This is a genomic window from Flavihumibacter solisilvae (assembly GCF_000814475.1).
Lineage (GTDB): Bacteria > Bacteroidota > Bacteroidia > Chitinophagales > Chitinophagaceae > Flavihumibacter > Flavihumibacter solisilvae.
In genome coordinates, this window is the sequence record NZ_JSVC01000010.1 from 199,350 (window position 1) to 222,161 (window position 22,812).

A 22,812-nucleotide genomic window follows, 5' to 3' on the forward strand; every position below is an offset into this window, starting at 1 on the left:
TTTTAGAAGGTTACGTTCAATCCAAAGTTGTAGGTAGCAAACAGCGGATACACATTGTTGTCAATACCTGCATCGATCGGCGTTCCTCCAAGCTCAGGGTTGATGCCTCTGTAGCTGAAGAAATTGAATGGGTTCTGCGCGTTCGCATATACCCGGACCCTGCTGATCTTCCAGCGACCGGTCACGTCAGGATTGATTGTGTAGCCCAGTTGCGCGTTCCTTACTCTGAAATAAGCGCCACTTTCAACGAAGAAGGAGTTGGGTCTGTAGTTCTCACCACCACCGATATTGGCGGATGGCCATTTGTTCGAAGTGCCTTCACCATGCCAGCGGTTATCATAAAACTCTTTGGTGAAATTTTCATTTCCGTAGCGGATGGCCAGGTTTGCGTTATAGATGTCTACCCCTGCCACGCCCTGGAAATCGAGTTGCAGATCCCAGTTCTTATAATTCCATGTGGTGTTGATGCCGTAATAATACTTCGGGTTCGGGTTTCCAATGGGAACACGGTCGAGGGCGTCGATTACGCCATCGGGTTTGCCCTGCGGACCACTGAGATCCTTGAAACGGAAGTCGCCGGGTGCAGCCGTTGGTTGTGCGGAATTATTGATCTCCGCCTGGTTCTGGAAGATCCCGTCTGTCTGGTACCCGTAGAACTCACCTATTGGGCGTCCGACAACTGTTCTTGTTGCAAGAGCGCCACCGGTGGAAGCACCGCCCCCGGCAAAAATCGGGTTCTTACCTGTAATGGTGCTGGTTACTTCGTTGTCGTTGATACTCAGGTTGGCGCCAACAGTATAGCTGACATCCTTGCCGATGCCGTCACGCCAGTTCACCGTGAATTCCCATCCCCTGTTCCGGAAGGTTGCCTGGTTACCCAGGATCTGTGCCCCTGTTGTTCCGACAGAAGAAAGAATCGGGATCGGGAAGATCGCATCTTCAGTTTCCCGGTTGTACCAATCGACTTCCACTGACAACCGGCTTTTCAGCAAACTTGCTTCAATGCCGATATCGGTTCCCACACCTTTTTCCCAAACCGTTGTCGGCGGTACCACGGTGGTGATACTTGCACCTGTATACAACTGGCCATTGAAGATTGCTGTCAGGTATGGGTCCTGGTTAACCCGCAGCACGGAGATATTGGTCGGCACGGAGGCGTTACCGATCTTACCCCAGCTACCCCGGAGTTTCAGGTTATTGAAGATTTCCTGGTCATCCATGAAAGACTCTTCGGTAATAACCCAGCCCACACCCACAGATGGCAGGTAGGCCCAGCGGTCGTCACCAAAAAATTTGGATGATCCATCCGCGCGGATGGAAGCATTTACCAGGTACCTGCTTTTAAACGCGTAGTTGACGCGGCCAAAATAAGAAGCAACAGTGTACAGGTCGCCGTCATCATCGATAAACCTTGTAGCCGGATCGCCCAGTGTCAGGTAACGGTCGCCGTCAGAGGTATTCGGAACATTCAGCGCCGAAGCGGTAAGCCTGTACCACTGGTTCCTTTGCGCGCCCTGGCCAACGAGTGCCTTCACACTGTGGTCGCCGAACTTACGGTCATAGGTAAGTGTATTTTCGATGATCCAGTTCCTGATTTCGGTGCGTCCTACATTCAGCCTGCTGGTGGTATTGCGTTGTTTAAGCGTGGCTGCATAAACCGGGGTATAACCCTGGAATTCGTACTGGCCATATTCACCACCCAGGCTGGTGCGGAATGTGAAATTCTTCAGGAACTTGAGTTCCGCATACATACTACCTGTAACCCTGCTGAATTTGGATTTCTGGTCGTTGTAATCAATTGTTACCTGCGGGTTGAAGTTCGCACCATCACCCAGGTTGAAGTCACTCGGGTCACCGTAAGATCCATCGGAATAGTATACCGGCACAATAGGCGCTGCGGTATACAATTCACGGAAGATGCTTTCCGGAACCGAGTCAGTCTGGTTTGCGGAAGCTGTTACGGTATAACCAACTTTCAGGTCTTTAGTGACCGTAAAATCAGTCTGCAGTTTGGCAGTAAAGCGTTCAAACTTGTTCGTTTCCACCAGTCCGTCCTGGCGGAGATAGCCGAGGGAGAAACTATATGTGGTCCGGTCAGCGCCACCACTGACAGAGATCTGGTGACTGGTAATCAAAGCATTCCTCAGGATCTGGTTGTACCATTCGGTACCTTTTCCAAACTGGGAAGCGTCAACCAGTGAGGTATCCGGGTTTTTTGTATTGATCTGGAGAAGTTCGTTCGCCATGGTGGCGAACTCATTCCCATTCGCCAGGTCGATCTGGTTGGTGATCTTCGACCAGCCAACATAGCCATTATAATTAATGACCGGCTTTCCTGAACGACCCTTTTTGGTGGTGATCAGCACCACGCCGTTTGCCGCGCGGATACCATAGATGGACTGTGCAGAGGCATCCTTCAGGATGCTCAGGCTTTCGATATCGTTCGGGTTAAGAAAGCTGATATCGGTGAACCATACCCCGTCCACAACATATAACGGGTTGGGATCGCCATATACGGTTCCAAGACCGCGGATCCTGATCTGTGGTGAGGAACCCGGTGCACCCCGGTTGGTGATCTGTACACCCGCAACCTTACCTTGTAATGAACTCACGGGGTTAATAGCTGGTTGCTTGGCAAGTTCATCGCCTTTAAGCTGGGTAACAGCACCGGTTACGTCCAGCTTGCGCTGCGTACCGTATCCCACTACCACCACCTGGTCCTGGAGCTGGCTCGAGGGCTTGAGGGAAATGCTTATATCGGTTTTCCCGGCCACCGGTACTTCCGCAGTTTCATAACCCACATAGGTGATTTCCAGCACCGCATCATCAGGGACATTAAGGGAGAATTTACCGTTGGCATCTGTTGAGGTGCCGGTAGAACTTCCCTTGACCTTTACCGTCGCGCCGGGCAGGGGCTGTCCTTTTTCATCTGTAACCGTACCTGTAATTACGGCCAGTACAGATTCTGCTCCACGCGTTTTTAACACGACCAGGTAGTTGTCGAGCAGCTCGTAGGTAAGTGCCGTGTTCTCCAGCAGCCTGTTGAGCACGTTGACAACTTCTTCGTTGTTGGCGCTGACGTCAACAAGGGACTGCGTCCCCATCAAAGCCTGGTTATAAAGGAAACGGTAACTGCTTTTTCTTTCGATCGCGGACAGTGCCTTCTTCATTTCAACGCCGTCCAGTTTCAGTGTTATCCTGGTCTGAGAATACACCCCCGCGGAAACCTGTAAGCAGCCGATTAACAGCAGTAAGGTGGTTATTTTCATAATTCTGACAGTCAATCGCATTATGGGACTGTGATACACAGCTCTCCCAAGTGCATTTTTTTTCATATTTTGAGCAATTAGGGTTAACGAAAAGGTTCTTCAACCATCGCAATGTTGAGCGGGACCTGTTTACTCCGGACGGGGTATGTTGGCGCATCCCCGTCTTTTTAAACAATGTTTTTTTCTAATCAGGTGCTGTCGATTTTCATTAGCAGATTTTTTAGTTGGTTTATTTGAATAAGTAGACTTTGTTTCCTTCAATCCTGTACCGGAACGGACTCACGATCTGTAATGCGTCAAGGGCCTGCTGCAGTGTTTCCGTTTTAAAAATTCCGGTCAGCCGCTCTTTTTGTAATCCTTCATCGTTGAAGCTGATCTCCACCCCGAACCAGCGCTCCATCCGCAATGCAAGCTCAGCAAATGATTCATCGCGGAAGATGAGCTTGTTGTCCATCCATGAGGTTTCCAGGATGGTGCTGTCCGAGGGCCAGTAATTGATCCGGTCTATTACCACAAGGGGTTCTGCTTTCCTGGCAGCTTTGTGTACAATGTCCTTTACCTGCGTGGCACCCGGATCATTATTTACAACCAATTTCTCATTTGGTTTCAACAGGATCTTTTCTTCCGGCCTTTCGTGGATCCTCACTTCAATACTCCCCCTGATCAGGCTGGCTTCGGTTGTCTTGTCGCCGGGGTAGGATCTCACATTAAAAGCAGTTCCCAGTACCCGGATATCGATCTGGCTTGTATGGATTATAAAGGGTTGGGACGGATCCTTTACCACATCAAAATATGCTTCGCCTGTAAGTGTCGCTTCACGCTTTTCCTGGCCAAAGTCCTTATTGTAAACAAGTTTGCTGCCTGCATTTAACCAAACCTGTGTACCGTCGGGAAGAACTGTCTTTGATTTCGAACCGTTGCCTGTAGAAACCTCGCTGGTGGGAACTGTGTATGTGCCCTGATTTCCTGGTCCTGAAGATGATTGCCTGTCCCTGCCAGTATTCAAGAACCATACCGCTGCCACTGCAAGAAGCAGGCAGGAAATTGTCGCCCATAAAAGTTTCCGGTTCCGCGAAGGCTGGGGAGTTGTTTCCTCTTCCGCTGCAGTGAATTCAATGCCTGCATCTTCAGCAGGTGAATTGAAATCAACACTCATGGCCGCCATCCTGTTCAGGTGCCGGTCATACGCCGCTGTGGGATCGTCGTTATGCGGGGGATGATAATGCCAGAGATCTGTGATCGTCTGTAACGGATAATGCATTTCGGGCTGCTGGCGTAGCAGTTCGGTCAACTCGTCCAGTTCGGGAAGTGAAGCTTCACCGGAGAGTTTTTTTGCCAATAGTTCCCATAGCCTGTCGAGCGGCATGCAGTCCGTTTGAACCTAAGACACGGGTTTAGGGCTTATACCCCTAAAGAAGTGAAAATTAAAATTGAAAATTATAAAAGGGGCGACCTGCGGGTTACTGGCGACTTTTCAGTTTGAAGGTGCGGCGCACGTCGAAGACGATGGCCTGGCCGATCTTTTTAAGGGCGATGGTCATCTGCGCTTCAACAGTCTTGACCGAAATGTTGAGAACTTCGGCTACTTCGCGGTATTTGAATTCGTCCTCACGTACAAGCTTAAAGATCAGCCGGCAACGGGAGGGCAGTTTGAGGATGGCATCATTGATCCGCCTTTTCATTTCGGCCGTGATCAGCAGCCTTTCCGGATCCATATAAACAGCAGCATGCTCTATCGGGAGCTCATCGATATCGGTGGTGTGAATCCTGTTCTGGCGGGAAATATAATTCAGGGTAATGTTGCGCGTGGCAGAATAGAGATACACACGGAGGTTGGTGATTCCTTCCAGCCGTTTCCGCTTCTCCCAGATATTAATGAACACATCTGAAACCACTTCCTCCGCCTGTTGCCTGGATCGGATGAATCCCATGGAAAACTGCAGCAGGGGATTATAGAAAGCCTGGAACAGTTCCCTGTAGGCTTGCTGGTCATCGTACCGGGCGATGCGTTCTTTCAGGAATTGTATTCTGGCAGGCGCAATCATAAAAACGGAAGAGATGTATCCCTTTAAACAATGAATTTAAAAAGAATGCTGCATCCCCAAATCATTTTTGCAATCGCGCTGAAAATCCACCGTCTTTTTCTATTTTTGCAACCCGTCGGACCCTTAGCTCAGTTGGTTAGAGCATCTGACTCATAATCAGAGGGTCGCTGGTTCGAGCCCGGCAGGGTCCACAAAGGCGAAACGCAGTCACCAGGCGCGTTTCGCTTTTTTTATTCTGTATCATTGAATTGACGATATTCGGAATATATTGTATTTAATGAGAGACCTGGTTAAAGTATTATTGTTCCTTCCCCTGTCTGCCTGTAGCCAGGTCCAACAATCATCTTCACTCGAAAACGCGCTGCAAAACGGCTGGCAGTCGAGCCGTGACGTTCCGGCCCCCGGAAGGTCATACGCGCCTTTTGAATTGGTTGAAGGATCGGAACCATGGTCGCACGAGATCCAGTCCACCATCACCCGTTCAGGCAAATCTGCGTGGAAAATGGAGGTGAGGCCGGGCGACCGTGAGGTGTTCTTTGGTTCTTACCGCGCTGAAATAACTTTGACATCGAAGGCGTCAGCCCAGACCTACAGGCCAAATGCCTTGCGGTTGTCGACCTACGTGCCCTCAGGGGTCTGGGCGGATAGTCCGTTGCCAGAATGTTTCCCCTTCCAGGCCCATCCTTACTCACCTGTGTATGATGCCGGTTCTGCATCGCTTTATATCGAGGTCAAAGACGGGCAGTACAATGCCAGGATCATTCACACCAACGGCAACACGACACCCGGATCAACAGAGGTTATCACCACCATCCCGATCGGGCCGGTAGAGCGCGATACCTGGGTCGACTGGGTGGTATTCTACGAACCCAAAGCGACTCCTGACGGCCGGGTAATTATCTGGCGCAGGGTCAAGGGAGTCGATAACGACTACAAGAAAGTTGTGGACTATACCGGCAGGACATTACACGGCTGGTCGCAATGGCCCTACTTCAAAGCCGGGATCTACTGGTGGAACAGGCCGGCGACCGGTCCTGATTCCCTGGTCCGCAGGGCTTATATTGATATGATCGCATTTGGCAGGACAACAGAAGCAAAGGTCCTGGGTCAGTACAGGCTGGATTGAATGCCGACACGCATACCATTTTGTGGGTAATCAGCGGATTTAATTGTCGCTTTCCCTTAATTGGCCTATTTTTTTCTTTCATATTGCATTGATCTTCAAATCCGATGACGACCATCAGCCTGATTCCACCCGGATTGCCAAAACGCTATTTCCGCTTGCGACTGCTTGCAGCCGTAATCGTGCTGGCAGCTGCAATCTCCATTCTCAATAGCTTTCAGCTGTTCGATTCAGGGCTGGTGAAACGCTTCAGTGAGAACCGGCTGCATTTCTCCATCCTGCTGGTGCTGACCGGGCTGCTGCTCATTTTACAACCTTTAAAAACGAAGATCAGTCAACTGGTGCCTTATTATATCGGCGGAATGCTGGTCAGTATCCCGGCATTTGCACCCGGTGACGCCACTTCCTTTTATTTCCTGGTATGCGGGGTGGCGATATTGCTGATGGAAAGCCATACCCGGTTACTCCATTATGCCGCCCAGGTATTGCTGATTTTTGCCGCAACGGTTGCATACCTGGTTGTCCTCACCTTTATATATGACCTGAGTGGCCCGCGAACTACCAACAGCCTGGTCTTTATGGCGCCGTCGACAGCCATCGCATTGCTGTCGCTTAGCCTGGGCATCCTGCTGCAGAACCCGGATAAAGGAGGAATGAAAAACCTTTCCGGCTCTTATGCCGGCAGTGTTACGTTCCGCATTCTCTGGCCCGCTGCGGTACTTATACCCACGATCCTCGGGACCGTGCGGTTGCTGGGCCACCGGTACGGGTACTATACCAATGAATCCGGAATTGCCCTTTTTGCCGTGGGCACCATCCTGGTGTTCCTGGGCTTCCTTTATTATACTTCGCTGGACCTGAACCGGCGCGATGAACTGCGGATCAAAATGGAACAATCGCTCCAGCGGCGGGAAGATGAGCTTCAGGCAGTGTTTGCCAATGCGCCTGATGCGGTGATTGTGATGGACAGCAATGGCCTGGTGGTAAAATGGAACCCAGCGGCGGAGAAGATCTTCGGCTGGACCGCCACAGAAGTAACCGGCAAACTCCTTATTGAAACCATTATTCCGCCCGATTACCGTTCTGCACACCAGGCAGGACTTGAGCGGTACCTGCAGACCGGTGAAAGCAGGATTTCTTACCGGACCATCGAAATGCCTGCGTTGCGCAAAGACGGTGAACTAACGGAAATAAGCATGCGAATCACGCCTTACACCTTACATGGCAGGCCTTACTTCGTGGGATTCCTTCGTGATGTTTCCGAAATCAAAAAAACCGAACGCAAGCGGTTGTTTGCCGAACAGAAATTTACCGGCCTCTTTGAATCGGCACCCGACGCCACATTTATCACCAATCAACAGGGACTCATTTTATCCGCGAACCAGCAGTCCACCGAGTTATTCGGCCTCTCTGCCCGGCAACTGACAGGCAGGAAGGTCGGCACCTTAGTTGAAGCCGACTTTACCAATCTGTATAACGAACGGCGATCCTCACCCGAATACGACGGCAGGGATTTCAGGATCGTATTCGAATCAAAGGCCATTGTTCCGGGCAACAGGGCGATACCTGTCGAGATCAGCCTGTCGGCATTTTATTCCGATGAAGGCGTACTCTTTTCCAGTGCCATCCGCGACATTACGCACCGCAAGGCCAATGAAGCCAAACTCAATGCCTTCAACCGCGAACTAAGCCGGCAGATCAAAGAAAAAACCCGTGAGCTCGACGATGTGCTCGAGCGACTGACCGATGCATTCATCGGACTGGACCATGAATACCGCTATACCTACCTCAACCGCAAAGCCGGGGAGCTGATCCAAAAGGAACCCGTGGACCTCATCGGCAAAAAGGTCTGGGAAGTATTCCCGGAAGCCATGGGAACCGGAACCTACAATGCAATGGTATCGGCCATGGCCAGCCAGCAGTACACGACCAATATTGATTACATTGAACCCCTGGACCTCTGGCAGGAAAATCATATCTATCCTTCACCGGAAGGACTATCAATGTTCATCCGCAACATCACGGCTACAAAACGAACTGAAAGGGCACTTGAGCAAAGCATCAACCGCTATCACACTTTCGTGGAAGAAGGCGTAGACGCCATCATGGTGTTCTCACCGAAAGAGGGCCGGTATTCAGATGTGAACCGGAAAGCGAGTGCGCTTCTGGGTTATAGCCGGGAAGAATTACTGCAGATGCATCCCCAGCAATTACTATTCGATAATGATGGCGAACCATTACGAACCATCGGGCTCGCTATGGGGGAATCAGTGACTGCAGAAAGAATGCTGCGACGCAAGGATGGAAAAGGAATTGAAGTAGAGACGTCTGCGACGAAACTCTCAGACGGAAGCATTCTTGCATTTGTGCGGGACATTACGGAAAGAAAACACGCTGAAAGGGAATTGCTCCGGCTCACCGATGAACTGCGAACCCTGACCGGCCACCTCCAGAATATCCGGGAAGAAGAGCGGATCCATATCGCAAGGGAGATCCATGATGAACTGGGTCAGCTGATGACAGTAATGAAAATGGATATAGGCTGGCTGAAGAAGCACCTCCAGTACCAGGAGTCGGATAAGATCGGTCTTAAACTCGAAGACATCTTATCAACGGTTGATATAACGATAAAGACCATCCGAAAAATTGCTTCCGAACTTCGGCCGAGCCTGCTCGATGATATTGGCCTGGTGGCTGCCATTGAGTGGCACCTCACGGAGTTCAGCAACCGCACGGGTATCAACACGGGGATTACACTGGATGAGCCGGGACCGGAACTTCCGGACCAGGTTAAAACAAGCCTTTTCCGGATAGTACAGGAAGCACTCACGAACGTTGCGCGGCATTCGCAGGCATCAAAAGTTGATGTTTCACTTGCGCGTGATAATGGGAATCTCGTACTAACGGTGCGCGATAATGGAACGGGTTTTGATGCTAACAGGGAGAGCCGGACCCTGGGAATACTCGGCATGAAAGAAAGGGCACTGATGATTGGCGCAGCGTATTCGGTGGAGAGTAAAAAAGGCGAAGGAACCATAGTAACGATTAGTTACCCGGTGGACAATCAAAGGGAATAATTACATACGATATGCTGAAAATTTTAATAGCCGACGATCATGCGATTGTAAGAAAGGGACTAAGACAGATTATCCTCGAAGAATACCCGGCCGCTTTTATCGGGGAAGCTTCAGAAGCAGCGACACTGATCCACGAAGTGATGAACCAGCGTTGGGATGTGGTGATCTGCGACATGAACATGCCGGGCAGGAGCGGGCTCGATGCCCTTGGACAGATCAAGCAGGTAAACCCTACATTGCCTGTACTGATCATGAGCATGTATCCCGAAAACCAGTATGCGATCAGGGTGCTCAAGGCCGGGGCGGCGGGATACCTCAGTAAAGACTCCGTTCATGAAGACCTGGTCAAAGCCATCCAGATGGTATTGAAGGGAAGGAAATACATTACCCCGGGTATCGCCGAACAACTCGCCGACAGTGTGCACCGGAATGACAGGAAGATGCCGCACGAAACGCTCTCCGACCGCGAGTTCGATGTATTCAAGCTCCTTGCATCGGGCAAATCAGTCTCACAGATTGCGGAAGAGATCTCGCTAGGCGTAACAACGGTAAGCACATACAGGGCCCGCATTCTCCAGAAGATGAATCTTCCCAATAATGCGGGCATCATTAAATATGCGATGGAACATAACCTGTTCTGACAACAGGATACATGTAGTACTAATACTACATGCGTTACATCCAGCGGGCTACAAACTGAAAGGATGATTGTGATTATTTTCATCTGTTATGCCCCGAATCTTAATTGCCGATGACCACCAGGCCATGAGACAGGCCCTGCTGCAAATGCTGCAGGAAGAATTTCCAGGCGTTTATACCGAGCCGGTAGAAGATACCGAGAACCTGGTGAGGCTGGCGCTGGAAGCAGATTGGGATATCATCATCTCAGACCTGGCCATGCCCGGCGGCGGCGGCATGATGGCCCTGCAGCAGATCAAGGCCCAAAAGCCATCTGTTCCCTTCATTATGATCAGTACACATGCTGCCGACCAGTATGAAGAGCATACCCTGAGAGCCGGGGCCGACCATTTTATCAGCAAGGAAGACCTGATGGTCAACCTTCCTGAGCTCCTGCACCGGCTGTTGTAGGAATTCTACTACAGTCAATGCAAAGAATAAAGGACAGCCCAATCAGAGCTGCGTCTATTTTCTTCCCGCCTTCCCTGCCGTTACTTTGCATCATCACACGACGATAACCCTTCAACGATATTTTCCCTGTGAGAGCCAAGACCCTGTTTTAACCCACCCTGACAGCCGTAGAAATTTATTTTGATCCGTACCCCCCACCCCCCTTATTTTTGCGTCTTCGCAGAATGCGGGGGTTTTTTAATTATTATTAACAGTATGGGCTGCGGCTGATGCGCATGTACCAATAGTTTTGTTCTTTATCAACTAATATGAGAAAATTTTTAGTCGCCCTGGCTGTACTGACGCTAGCGCTGGGGGCACAGGCCCAAACCGATTCAACCGGTAAGAAGACAAAGAAGGACTGGAGCAAGATCAATCTTGCCGGCAGGGCCAATGACCACTTTATGATCCAGTTTGGTTATGATGGCTGGGCACAACGCCCTGACAGCATTGAAACCAAGGGAATCGGAAGACACCTGAATATCTACTTCATGCTGGACTTTCCCTTTAAAACCAACCCCCATTTCAGCGTTGGACTGGGTGTAGGCGTGGGATCAAGCAATATTTACTTCGACAAAATGGAAGTGGAAATTGCCGGTCAGACACAGGAACTGCAGTTCCGCAATGTGGCCGATACCAACCATTTCAAGAAGTTCAAGCTGAGCACTACCTGGGCAGAACTGCCGGTAGAACTCCGTTACGTGGGCAATCCCGAGAATACCAACAAAAGCTGGAAAGCGGCTGTGGGCATCAAGGTGGGAACCATGATCAACGCGCATACGAAGGGCAAGAACTACGAAGACAAGAATGGCAACACCCTGAATAACTTCATCCAGAAGGAAAGCACCAAGCGTTATTTCAACAACCTGCGCATGGCAGCAACCGCACGGGTGGGCTACGGACCGTTCGGAATTTATGGTGCCTACCAGATCAACAGCCTGATCAAGGACAATGCCGGTCCACAGGTTCGTCCTTACTCCATCGGCCTCACGATAAGCGGACTTTAAGAATCCATAACAATATTTCAACAGGTGAAAGCGGGCCGATGGCCCGCTTTTTTATTTATTTTTGCAGGTTTTAAACTAAAATATCATTTGTTAGAACGTAATAAAATAGCGGAGCAGGAAAGGACAGTGCTGGTTGGAGTGGTCCAGAAAGACCAGACGGACCAGCAGGTGACCGAGTACCTCGAAGAGCTGGCCTTTTTGGCCGAGACTGCCGGTGCGGTTACGGTTAAACGTTTCACGCAGAAACTGGCGCATCCCGACAGCAAGACCTTTGTAGGGAAGGGAAAGCTGGAAGAGATAAAGGATTATATCACGGGTCGTGACATCAACCTGGTCATTTTTGACGATGAGCTAACCGGCTCGCAGATCATTAATATAGAAAAGGCTTTGGGGGTCAAGACGATTGACCGTTCTGACCTCATCCTTGACATCTTTGCCCGCCGCGCCAAAACCGCGCAGGCGAAAACCCAGGTGGAACTGGCCCAGTACCAGTACCTGTTGCCCAGGCTGAAGGGGATGTGGAAACACCTGGAACGCCAGGGAGGTGGGATCGGTACCAGGGGTCCGGGTGAAACCGAGATCGAAACCGACCGCCGGATCGTAAAGGACAAGATCAACCTGTTGCGCAGGCGGCTGGCTGAAATTGACAAACAAAGCTTTACCCAGCGCAAGGAAAGAGGTGAGTTCATGCGGGTTGCCCTCGTCGGTTACACGAATGTGGGCAAGAGCACCATCATGAACCTGCTGAGCAAAAGCGATGTGTTCGCGGAAAATAAACTATTCGCCACCCTCGATACCACCACGCGGAAAGTTGTCTTCGACACCACGCCATTCCTGCTGAGCGATACGGTAGGGTTCATCCGGAAACTGCCGCACCACCTGGTGGAAAGCTTCAAGAGCACGCTCGATGAGGTAAGGGAGGCCGATATCCTGCTTCACGTGGTTGACCTCAGTCACCCGCAGTACGAAGACCAGTTCGCAGTGGTGAACAAGACCCTGCAGGAACTAAAGGTTACGGAGAAGCCCATGATCACCATCTTTAACAAACTGGACCAATACGAAAAGAACACTTTCGATGAGTGGCTGGAGCCGGAAGTTAAGAACCACCTCCTTGAGGAGCTCCGGGAACGCTGGGAAAACGACACCCTCGGCAATTGCGTATTCATTTCCGCACTGGAAAAGCGCAACCTCGAGGGACTTCGGGCAACCATCCTCGGCAGGGTGAAGCAATTGTACAGGGAGAGATACCCTTATAAAACAGAGTTCTATTACGATCCTGCAGATTATGAAGCTGATGGTGGTGCTGGCGATTAAGCGTTCCGGTCAAAAAGTCAATAAGTCAAAAAGTGAATAATTGGGTTTCGCCCAAGTGCAATGGGTAAGCAATATCAATGGATTAAGGTTGCGGACGACCTGGCGGACTTACAGTTCGCCAGTAACCAGGTGGCCATGGCCGAACTGAACGGTACCCCGATCTGCATCGGCAGGTACCGGGACCAGTTATTCGCTTTTGCGGCAAAATGTCCGCATGCCGGTGGCCTTCTCTCCGAAGGCCGGATTGATGCGGCAGGCAATATTATCTGTCCATTACACGGTTACCGGTTCGCAATTCGCAATGGTTGCAACATGAGTGGCGAGGGATATTATCTCCGTCACTGGCCGGTAGAAATAAAAGATAACGGGGTATATGTAGGGGTAGTTTTCACATGAGAAAGTAATGATGTAATACTTTTCTTAATAAGTATGATACTTTTTTAACCACGGGCACGGGTAGGTGAAAATACTCTTAACATTTAGTTAAATTGGATTACTATCTAACTTAACAAAACTAACGATTATGCAAGTGACCCGACTTGTGTGCAGAGTTTTGCCTACACTCTGTATGCTATTATTCCTATCCTTCGCTTTCGCACAGACAAAAAGATCAGTTTCCGGAAAGGTGGTTGGCGGCACGGACAAAAAGCCCGTAGCCGGTGCAACTGTCCAGATCAAAGGCACCCGGACCGCTACATCAACTGACGGCGAAGGAACTTTTACCATCCAGGGCGTGGATGATAAGAGTGTATTGGTAATTTCTTATGTGGGATTCCAGACTTATGAGATTCCGGTTGGCAGCACCAACAACATCAGTGCTGAACTGAAGCCGATGGACGCCCTGATGTCCGAACTCGTTGTAGTAGGTTATACCTCGCAGCGGAAGAAGGACCTCACCGGTGCGGTAACCGTGGTGAATGTTGCTGACATGAACAAGCAGCCTGCACCCACCATTACTGACCAGTTACAGGGCCAGGCAGCCGGTGTGACCATTACCACTTCCGGTTCTCCGGGTGAGCCACCCCGTTTCCGGATCAGGGGTTTCAACACCTTCGGTGACAACTCCCCGTTATTCGTAGTGGATGGAGTACCTACTGGTAATATTAATGATATCAACCCCAATGATATCGCCAGCATGCAGATCCTGAAAGACGCCGGTGCAGCTTCCATTTATGGTGCCCGTGCTTCGAATGGTGTGGTAATCCTGACAACCAAGCGCGGAAAGGGTAAAGCCAAAGTTTCCTACGACGGTTATTATGGTACCCAGAACCCGAATTCAAAGAACCCTTATGAACTCCTGAATCCCCAGGAGCAGGCCGACATTAAGTGGCTCGCATTGAAAAATACAGCGGCACGTACCAACGAGCAGCCTGTTTATGCAGACGCCCTTTATGGAAATGGCGCTACACCAAGGCTTCCAGACTACATTCTTCCGCTCGGTAAGATGGAAGGTGACCCTGCGGTTGATCCTTCCTTATATTATGTAGTGCCGAACTATGGTGACCTGGCAACTTATAATAAGTTCTACCGCATCACCAAAGCCAATAAGTCAGGTACAGACTGGATGGACGAGATCTTTGATCCGGCCCCGATCCAGAGCCATAATATCAACGTATCCGGCGGCAACGACCAGGGCAACTACCTGTTTTCCGCCAGCTATTTCGACCAGAAGGGTACCTTGCTTGAGACTTACAACAAGCGTTTCACCCTGCGTTCCAACTCACAGTATAATATCCGGAAGAATATCCGGATCGGAGAAAACCTGTCCTATTCAATTATAGACAACCCACGGATCACCATTCTCGATGAAGGCAACGCGGTAAGTATGGCTTATCGCCAGCAGCCGATCGTTCCGGTATATGATATCATGGGGAATTATGCAGGTACTTTCGGTGGACAGCTCGGACAGGCAACCAACCCGGTAGCAGCCCGCCAGCGTACTGCAGACAACAAAGGTTTTGGTAACAGGCTCTTCGGAAACGCATATGCAGAAGTTGACTTCCTGAAAAACTTTACTTTCCGTACGAGCTTCGGTGGTGAGTATTATGCTTTCAGCGGACGGTGGTTCAACTACCCCACTTATGAGAACGCAGAAAACGGTAACGCCAACTCTTATTCAGAAAACAGCGGAACCGGTTACGAGTGGACATGGACCAACACCGTTACGTACACTAAGTCTTTCGGTGACCATAACGTAAAAATCCTGGCAGGTACGGAAGCAATCAACAGCAACAACCAGTACCTGGAAGGAAATACTACTGATTATTTCTCTTTCGACCCTGATTATACAACATGGGAATCCGGTTCCGGTACAGCCACCCACAGGTCGAGCAGGAGCTCTGTAGCTCTCTACTCTCTCTTTGGAAGGGTTGACTATAACTACAAGGGTAAGTACCTGGCAGGTTTCACGCTTCGTCGTGACGGATCTTCCAAGTTCGGTCCCGAAAACAAATATGGTGTATTCCCCGCCGGTAGCCTTGGCTGGAGGGTTTCTGATGAAAACTTCATGAAAGGCCTGACCTGGCTCGACGACCTTAAACTCCGCGGAAGCTATGGTATCATGGGTAACCAGCTGAACCTGTCACCAAACAGCCAGTTCACTACTTACCGCTCCGACCGTAACTCTACTTTCTATGACATCAACGGTACCAGCAACTCCCTGTTGATGGGCTTCCGCCAGGGTGCTTATGGAAACCCCAACGCCAAGTGGGAATCAGATGCTGCCTTCAACATCGGTTTTGATGCGACTGTTAAGAATCGCCTCTTCGAAATCAGTGCAGACTACTACGTGAAGCAGGTATACGACATGCTGTTCAACCCGACTCTTCCGGGTACAGCAGGTGCTGCCGCTCCCCCGTATGTAAACGTTGCTGAGATGAGGACTTCAGGCCTGGATATCACTGTTGGCAGCCATTTCGATGTGGCAAAAGACTGGCAGTTCGATATCACGGGTACCTTCACTTCCTTCAACAACGAGATCCTGAAGATCGCTGAAGGTCAGGACTACTTCACCAGCCAGTCACGCCGTTTCAATGGCCAGGACATCATCCGTAACGAGGAAGGTCATGAAATGAGCTCCTACTATGGTTACAAGATCGTAGGTTTCTGGAATACCCAGGCCGAGATCGACGCCGCCAATGAGCTGGCACGCAAAACAACAGGTAGTGCTACTGCAGTTTACCAGACTGATGCTGCAGTTGGCCGTTTCCGTTATGACGACAAGGGTGCAGGCATCGTAACTCCTGACAGCCGCCAGTTCCTCGGCAGCCCGAACCCTGATTTCTCTTATGGTCTTAACCTTGGTGTTGCTTACAAAGCTTTTGACCTCAGTGCATTCTTCTATGGCGTATCTGGTGTTGAGATCTGGAACCAGGTTCGTTGGTGGACAGACTTCTACCCCTCATTCGCTGGTGGTAAGAGCAAAACTGCCATGTACAATTCATGGACACCTGAAAACCATAATGCTAAGGCGCCAATTGTTGAAAATGCCGCATCCTTCAGCACAAACAGTACACCGAACTCCTACTATGTGGAAGACGGTTCTTATCTCCGCCTGAAAAACCTGCAGATTGGCTATACTTTGAATCACAAGGCACTAGACAAGGCTGGCATCAGCCGCCTGAGATTCTATGTGCAGGCAGCCAACCTCTTCACAATTACGAAGTATACAGGTCTTGATCCGGAAATTGGTGGAGGTGACTCGGGTTCTTTCGGTGTTGACGAAGGTGCATACCCTGCAATCAAACAATTCCTCTTTGGCCTTAACCTTAGTTTTTAACCGTGTGCATTGAAAACATTAAAAGAATGAAAATGAAAAAAGCTAGATATATCATTACGCTTTCCCTGTTCTCCCTGGCCAGCATCGGGCTCGACAGCTGCAGCAAAAACTTCCTGGATAAACCTTTGCTGGGTAACCTGACCGAAGATGTACTGGCCACTGAGAAAGGTGTAACAACCCTGCTCATCGGAACCTATGCGGCCCTCGACGGCCAGAACGTAGGCGGTGGAACCTGGGAATCTTCGCCCACCAACTGGATCTATGGCAGCGTTGCCGCAGGTGACGCCCACAAAGGCAGTGACGCCGGTGACCAGCCACCGATCAACCTGATCGCAACCGGTAAGTCTGATCCGACCAACGGTTTCTTCAACGCAAAATGGCGCGCCAACTACGAAGGAATTTCCCGTGCAAACGCGGTATTGCGTGTTGCTGAAAAGGCAACCGACATGTCGCCCGAAACAAAGGCAATGCTGACTGCAGAAGCCCGTTTCCTTCGTGGTCACTACTATTTCGACCTGAAGAAGATGTTCAACATGGTTCCCTGGATTGATGAAACAACCACCGAATTCAAGCAGCCAAATACAGAAGACATCTGGTCAAAGATCGAGGCAGATTTCCAGTTTGCTTATGATAACCTGGGCGACAATGCCCCTGCTATCGGCCGCGTGAACAAATGGGCTGCAGCCGCATACCTGGGCAAAACCCTGTTATTCGAGAAGAAGTTTGGTGAAGCGATCCCGGTTTTCACTGCGATCATCGCCAACGGAAAAAACAGCGGTGGAGTTAAATATGGTCTTACTGACCGTTTCGAAGACAACTTCGACCCTGCAAACAAGAACAACAAGGAAACCGTTTTTGCCGTACAGATGGTTGCCAAGGCAGGTACCGGTGATATCTCCAGCGGAAACGCCGGTGAAATGCTGAACTTCCCTTATGGTGACAGTCCATTCGGTTGCTGCGGTTTCTATCAGCCAACCGTTGACCTGGTAAACAGCTACCGTACCGATGCCGATGGTCTTCCTTTCCTCGACACCTACAATTCAGAGGTGGTAAAGCATGACCAGGGCGTAGAGAGCGGCACTGCATTCACTACATATACCGGCAGGCTGGATCCCCGCCTCGACTGGACAGCTGGTCGTCGTGGTATCCCTTACAAAGACTGGGGTAACCACCCTGGTAAGAAGTGGATCCGCGACCAGAACTTCGCCGGACCATATGCGCCGAAGAAGAACGTTTACTGGCAGGTTACGCAGGATAAATTCTCTGACCGCATCAGCTGGGCTCCCGGATCTGCGATCAACATCCATGTGATCCGTTATGCCGATGTGCTGCTGATGGCAGCAGAAGCTGAAGCACAGGCCGGTTCACTCGCTAACGCAATGGCTTATGTGAACCAGGTTCGCGAGCGCGCCGGTAAACCAGAAACAATGGTGTACAAGTACAACGACGACACAGATCCGCTGGCTGGTTTCTCTACCGACCTGGCAGCTAACTATGTGGTTGGCCAGTATCCTGGTGGCTCAGCAGTATTTGCATCAAAAGAAAGCGCCCTGAAGGCGATCTATTTCGAACGCAAGCTCGAGCTGGCAATGGAAGGACATCGTTACTTTGACCTTGTACGCTGGGGAATTGCGCCAACAGAAATGGCTAAATTCTTCACTTACGAGTCACAGTGGACATCGGATATTGATGGTGGTACTTTCACTGCCAACAAGAACGAATATTACCCTATACCCCAGGCCCAGATGGACCTCAGTTCAACCGGAGGAGTTCCGACCCTTACGCAAAACCAGGGCTACTGACAGCTATTTTATTGTTAAACGGGGCGGCCGGTCGTGGCCGCCCTTTTTTTATTATCTTTTTGGCCATGAAACCAACGATCTCTGCCCTTCTCTTACTGGCCCTGCTTGCTTCCTGTCGCTCCGATAAGAAATTATTCCGCCTGCTTAACGCCGGCGATTCCGGCATTCACTTCGCCAACACCATCACCGAAAACGACAGCACCAATATTCTCGATTATGAATACTGCTATAATGGTGGCGGCGTTGCCGTTGCGGACTTCAACAACGATGGACTGCAGGACCTGTTCTTTACCGGCAACATGACCGGCAACAGCCTGTACCTGAACCAGGGGGAAATGCGATTTAAGGATGTGACCAGGTTTTCCGGTACGCATGCCGGTGAGAAATGGAATACCGGCGTTGCGACCGTCGACATCAACAACGACGGCTGGATGGACCTTTATGTCTGCGCCTCGCGTTATAACGATCCCGTACGCCGTGAGAACAGTTTCTTCATTCACCAGGGACTGAACGCCAAAGGTGAGCCGTTTTTCAAGGACATGGCCCGCGAATACGGACTCGCGGATACTACCTTCTCCACGCAGGCCAGCTTCTTCGACTACGATAATGACGGCGACCTCGATATGTACCTGCTCGTCGCCGGTAAAATGCAGGAAGGCTACCAGCCCAATACTTATAGTAAAAAAATTATTGACGGCAGCTCGCCAGGAACCGATCGACTCTACCGCAACGATGGCGGCCATTTTACGAACGTAAGCCGTGAGGCCGGGATCCTGATCGACGGCTTCGGTCTTGGTGTTACCGTTACCGATATCAACCGCGACGGCTGGAAAGACATTTACGTCAGCAACGACTACCTGAGCAATGACCTGCTCTGGATCAATAACCGTAACGGCACTTTCAGTAACCGTGCGCCCCAGAGCTTCAAGCATACCAGTTATTCTGCGATGGGCAACGATGTGCAGGATATCAACAATGATGGTCTTGCCGATATCATCACCCTCGATATGCTGGCGAAGGACAATTACCGGAAGAAGACCATGTCGCCCCCGGGCAACTATACCAGTTATATCTACAACGACTTTTACGAATACGACTACCAGTTTGTCCGGAATACTTTCCAGTTGAACCAGGGTGTTCCGCCTTCGGCTTCCGATAGTATTTCCGCCCCGGTCTTTTCCGAGATCGCCCTACTGTCCGGCATTGCCGAAACCGACTGGAGCTGGGCACCGCTGGTGGCCGACTTCGACAACGACGGTTACCGCGACCTGGTAGTGAGTAACGGGTTCCGGAAGGACCTGAGCGACCGTGATTTTTTAGCTTATAGGCCCATGGCCACAACCCTGGTATCAAAAAAGGAACTGCTCGAAGCCATTCCCGAAGTAAAGATCGCCGACTATGCTTTCCGCAACCGCGGTCGCGCTGGGGAGGGAATCATGTTTGAAGATGTGTCTGCCGACTGGGGATTTGACCATCCTGCCTACTCTAACGGCGGGGTATATGCTGATTTGGACAACGACGGCGACCTCGATTGTGTAATGAACACTATTAATGATCCCGCGCACCTGTATGAGAACACCCTGAATAATGATAAGAAGAAATCTTCCGGCTGGCTGCAATTGGCATTGACCGGTCCCGCGCAAAATATTGGCGGCTACGGCGCCATCATTGAAGTTTTTGCAGCAGGAAACAAACAGCTCTACGAACACACACCTGTTCGCGGGTATTTGAGCAGCCAGGCGGGTATTGCACATTTCGGGCTTGGCGGTTCCACAAAGCTCGACTCGCTCCGCGTAACCTGGCCTGATGGAAGGCAACAATTGCTCAAAGACGTTACGGCGAACAAACAGTTAAGGCTTGAATATAAAAATGCTATCTCGGTTGATTCGTCACCTGCCGGAACTATCAACTCCCTCTTTGCCAATGTAACAGAAGCACTGGGCATCGGCTATATTCACGGCGAAAAGGACTTTATTGATTTCAACGTCCAGCGCCTGCTTCCGCACAAGTTATCGCAGTATGGCCCTGTAATGACGACCGGCGATGTCGATGGAAACGGTACCGAAGACCTGTTCCTTGGCGGGTCCAAAGGATTCTATGGACAGGCATTATTCCAGCAAGTCGACGGCAAGTTCCTACAGCAGGATTTTGCAGAGCTCCTGGAAAAGAATGACGCTGCTGCCGTTAAGGGACAGGAAGACACCGGTGTACTCCTGTTCGATGCCGATGGCGATGGCGACCAGGATCTGTACATCGTCAGTGGCGGGGTTGAATCTCCCGCAGGCAGTGCAGATTACCAGGACAGGCTATACGTCAATAATGGCCATGGTCGTTTCCGGCAAGACACTACGTCTCTCCCAAAAATTACTGTAAGCGGAATGGCGGTCAAAGCTGCTGATGTCGACAAAGACGGCGATCTCGATCTTATTCGTACCGGAAGGGTTATGCCGGGAAGCTACCCCAGGCCGGTGAGCAGCCAGCTGCTGATCAATGAAAGCACTCAAGGTCATGCGAAATTCTCTGACAAGTCTGAATCGCTTGCTCCTTCGCTGACTGATGCGGGGTTGGTGACAGATGCAACCTGGACCGATTTCAATGGCGATGGCTGGATGGATCTCATCCTTACCCGCGAATGGCAGTCCCCCCTGGTACTGCAAAACGAAAAGGGACAATTGAAAGATGTGACGGCCGCATCAGGTATTGCTGCTAAATCGGGCTGGTGGAATTGTATCACAGCCGCGGACTTCGACCAGGACGGTGATCCTGACTACATCCTTGGAAATAACGGAATCAATTCCCTTTACCAGGCGGACAGCACGTACCCTGTACGCATCTATGGAAAGGATTTCAATAACGATGGTCGTTATGACGCTGTACCATCCGTATACTACTGCGATTCACTTGGTCGCCGGTTTGAGTACCCCGCTTTCGGGCGTGATGAAATGATCGAGCAGATGATCGGCCTGCGGAAGCGTTATCCCTACTACCGCGACTTCGGCCGGCTGACCATGACGGATATTTTTAACCCTAAAGACCTGGAAGGTGCATTGGTTTACCAGTCCACCGAAATGCGTTCCTGCTACATGGAGAACCTCGGCGGCGGACGTTTTTCACTTCGTCCCCTTCCGATCAATGCGCAGCTCGCCCCGGTATTCAGTGCCCTTGCGCTCGATGCCAATAGCGACGGCCACCTGGATCTGGTTTTGAACGGCAATGACTTCGGATCCGACCTGAACAATGGTCGTTCCGACGCCCTGAACGGGCTGGTTCTTCTCGGAAATGGCAAGGGTGGATTTAGCCCGCTTGGTATCGGCGAAAGTGGAATTTACATTCCCGGCGATGGGCGTTCTCTCGCCACGCTGAAAGCTATATCAGGTGATAATTTATTGGTTGCCAGCCAGAACCGCGGACGATTATTGGTTTTCAGCCGGAAAAATATTAGTAATACTTCGACTGCACTGGTGCAAAAAGAAAAAATTGTCGCTGCCCGCAGGAAATGATTTTAAAATTTTGTTCGAGTGCAAAAATCCCTATTTTTGCACTCCCCAAACGATGGGGCACACTCCTCCTTAGCTCAGTTGGTTAGAGCATCTGACTGTTAATCAGAGGGTCGCTGGTTCAAGTCCAGCAGGGGGAGCACTGGTGGAATAAGGGTTTCAGGAAACTGAGACCCTTTCTCTATTTAGGCCATGTGTAATACAGTTTGCAAATGAGGCACTGAAATCAGTCGCCTGGCGCAAACTCAACATTGTCGTTCATGCTTGACAGGAATTACCGTTCATGCACATTTCACTACTGTTTTACCGTTGAAAGAATAATGTGGGCACTAGTCTTTCACTAGTCGGGCTCCAGTGTTTTATGTTCCTTAGACTGCTTTTTCACTACTCTTCTTAGCTTCTTCATAGCTTCATGAAAGCTTCTTCCACTAGTTGCCCTGCCAACCACCGACGATGCCTATAATCACATACGTCCCCATATGAGTTATGGCAATCTTACTCCTCACCAGGCCCATTTATATGAACAACCGCTTTTTAAAAAATGGAAACCCAAAAAGAGTAAAGCCAAATCAGTATAATTGTGAAAGGCTGTAAAGCTCTGGCCGTATAAACCAGAAAGGTGTAAAGTTCTACCCGTTCAATCACTTCCAAGCGTAAGGTTTTTTCAGTACAAGACACTCTCACTTTTCTCTTACTTTTCTCTTACTTTTCTCTTACTTTCCTCTTACTTTCCTCTTACTTTCCTCTTACTTTCCTCTTACTTTCCTCTTAC

General features: G+C 50.4%; 13 protein-coding genes and 2 tRNA genes. 12 read left to right on the plus strand and 3 right to left on the minus strand.

All coding sequences use genetic code 11. The annotated features are described in order from the left end of the window. Positions 1–2: 2 nt before the first annotated feature. The 3 genes from OI18_RS10230 to OI18_RS10240 all read right to left on the minus strand — a co-directional run bounded on the left by OI18_RS10230 (position 3) and on the right by OI18_RS10240 (position 5,314). Positions 3–3,335, minus strand: a complete 3,333-nt coding sequence (locus OI18_RS10230; protein ID WP_205410016.1) for a TonB-dependent receptor — start codon at positions 3,333–3,335, stop codon at positions 3–5. Between the two features lie 163 nt (positions 3,336–3,498). Then, on the minus strand, positions 3,499–4,635 hold the full coding sequence (locus OI18_RS10235; protein ID WP_039139566.1) for a FecR family protein: 1,137 nt from the start codon (positions 4,633–4,635) through the stop codon (positions 3,499–3,501). A 94-nt stretch (positions 4,636–4,729) separates the two neighbouring features. Next, positions 4,730–5,314, minus strand: a complete 585-nt coding sequence (locus tag OI18_RS10240; RefSeq protein ID WP_039139569.1) for an RNA polymerase sigma-70 factor — start codon at positions 5,312–5,314, stop codon at positions 4,730–4,732. 117 nt (positions 5,315–5,431) lie between these two features. Here OI18_RS10240 and OI18_RS10245 point away from each other — a divergent pair. From OI18_RS10245 to OI18_RS10300, 12 genes are all read left to right on the plus strand, one after another. Continuing rightward, positions 5,432–5,505: transfer RNA gene (locus OI18_RS10245), tRNA-Ile, on the plus strand. Between the two features lie 86 nt (positions 5,506–5,591). Then, positions 5,592–6,440: a heparin lyase I family protein gene (locus OI18_RS10250; protein ID WP_039139571.1), complete on the plus strand. Its 849-nt coding sequence runs from the start codon at positions 5,592–5,594 to the stop codon at positions 6,438–6,440. 104 nt (positions 6,441–6,544) lie between these two features. Then, positions 6,545–9,514, plus strand: a complete 2,970-nt coding sequence (locus OI18_RS23760) for a PAS domain-containing sensor histidine kinase (RefSeq protein ID WP_052273071.1) — start codon at positions 6,545–6,547, stop codon at positions 9,512–9,514. 11 nt (positions 9,515–9,525) lie between these two features. Continuing rightward, the gene (locus tag OI18_RS10260; protein WP_039139573.1) at positions 9,526–10,155 is read left to right on the plus strand and encodes a response regulator; all 630 of its coding nucleotides are present in this window, start codon (positions 9,526–9,528) and stop codon (positions 10,153–10,155) included. An 88-nt stretch (positions 10,156–10,243) separates the two neighbouring features. Next, the gene (locus tag OI18_RS10265) at positions 10,244–10,603 is read left to right on the plus strand and encodes a response regulator transcription factor (protein ID WP_052273072.1); all 360 of its coding nucleotides are present in this window, start codon (positions 10,244–10,246) and stop codon (positions 10,601–10,603) included. A 308-nt stretch (positions 10,604–10,911) separates the two neighbouring features. Further along, the gene (locus tag OI18_RS10270; RefSeq protein ID WP_039139574.1) at positions 10,912–11,649 is read left to right on the plus strand and encodes an outer membrane beta-barrel protein; all 738 of its coding nucleotides are present in this window, start codon (positions 10,912–10,914) and stop codon (positions 11,647–11,649) included. Positions 11,650–11,736: 87 nt separating this feature from the next. Beyond that, positions 11,737–12,963, plus strand: coding sequence for a GTPase HflX (gene hflX, locus OI18_RS10275; RefSeq protein ID WP_052273077.1), 1,227 nt, complete (start codon positions 11,737–11,739; stop codon positions 12,961–12,963). 60 nt (positions 12,964–13,023) lie between these two features. Further along, positions 13,024–13,359 carry a Rieske (2Fe-2S) protein gene (locus OI18_RS10280; RefSeq protein ID WP_039139575.1) on the plus strand — a complete coding sequence of 112 codons (336 nt, stop codon included), beginning with the start codon at positions 13,024–13,026 and terminating at the stop codon, positions 13,357–13,359. A 172-nt stretch (positions 13,360–13,531) separates the two neighbouring features. After that, positions 13,532–16,741, plus strand: coding sequence for a SusC/RagA family TonB-linked outer membrane protein (locus OI18_RS10285; protein ID WP_240312753.1), 3,210 nt, complete (start codon positions 13,532–13,534; stop codon positions 16,739–16,741). A gap of 32 nt (positions 16,742–16,773) precedes the next feature. Beyond that, positions 16,774–18,543, plus strand: a complete 1,770-nt coding sequence (locus tag OI18_RS10290; protein WP_152616784.1) for a RagB/SusD family nutrient uptake outer membrane protein — start codon at positions 16,774–16,776, stop codon at positions 18,541–18,543. A 65-nt stretch (positions 18,544–18,608) separates the two neighbouring features. After that, a complete protein-coding gene (locus OI18_RS10295) occupies positions 18,609–22,043 on the plus strand; it encodes a VCBS repeat-containing protein (RefSeq protein WP_052273074.1) in 3,435 nt (1,144 codons plus the stop codon). Between the two features lie 63 nt (positions 22,044–22,106). After that, positions 22,107–22,180, plus strand: a tRNA-Asn gene (locus OI18_RS10300). Positions 22,181–22,812 lie beyond the last annotated feature (632 nt).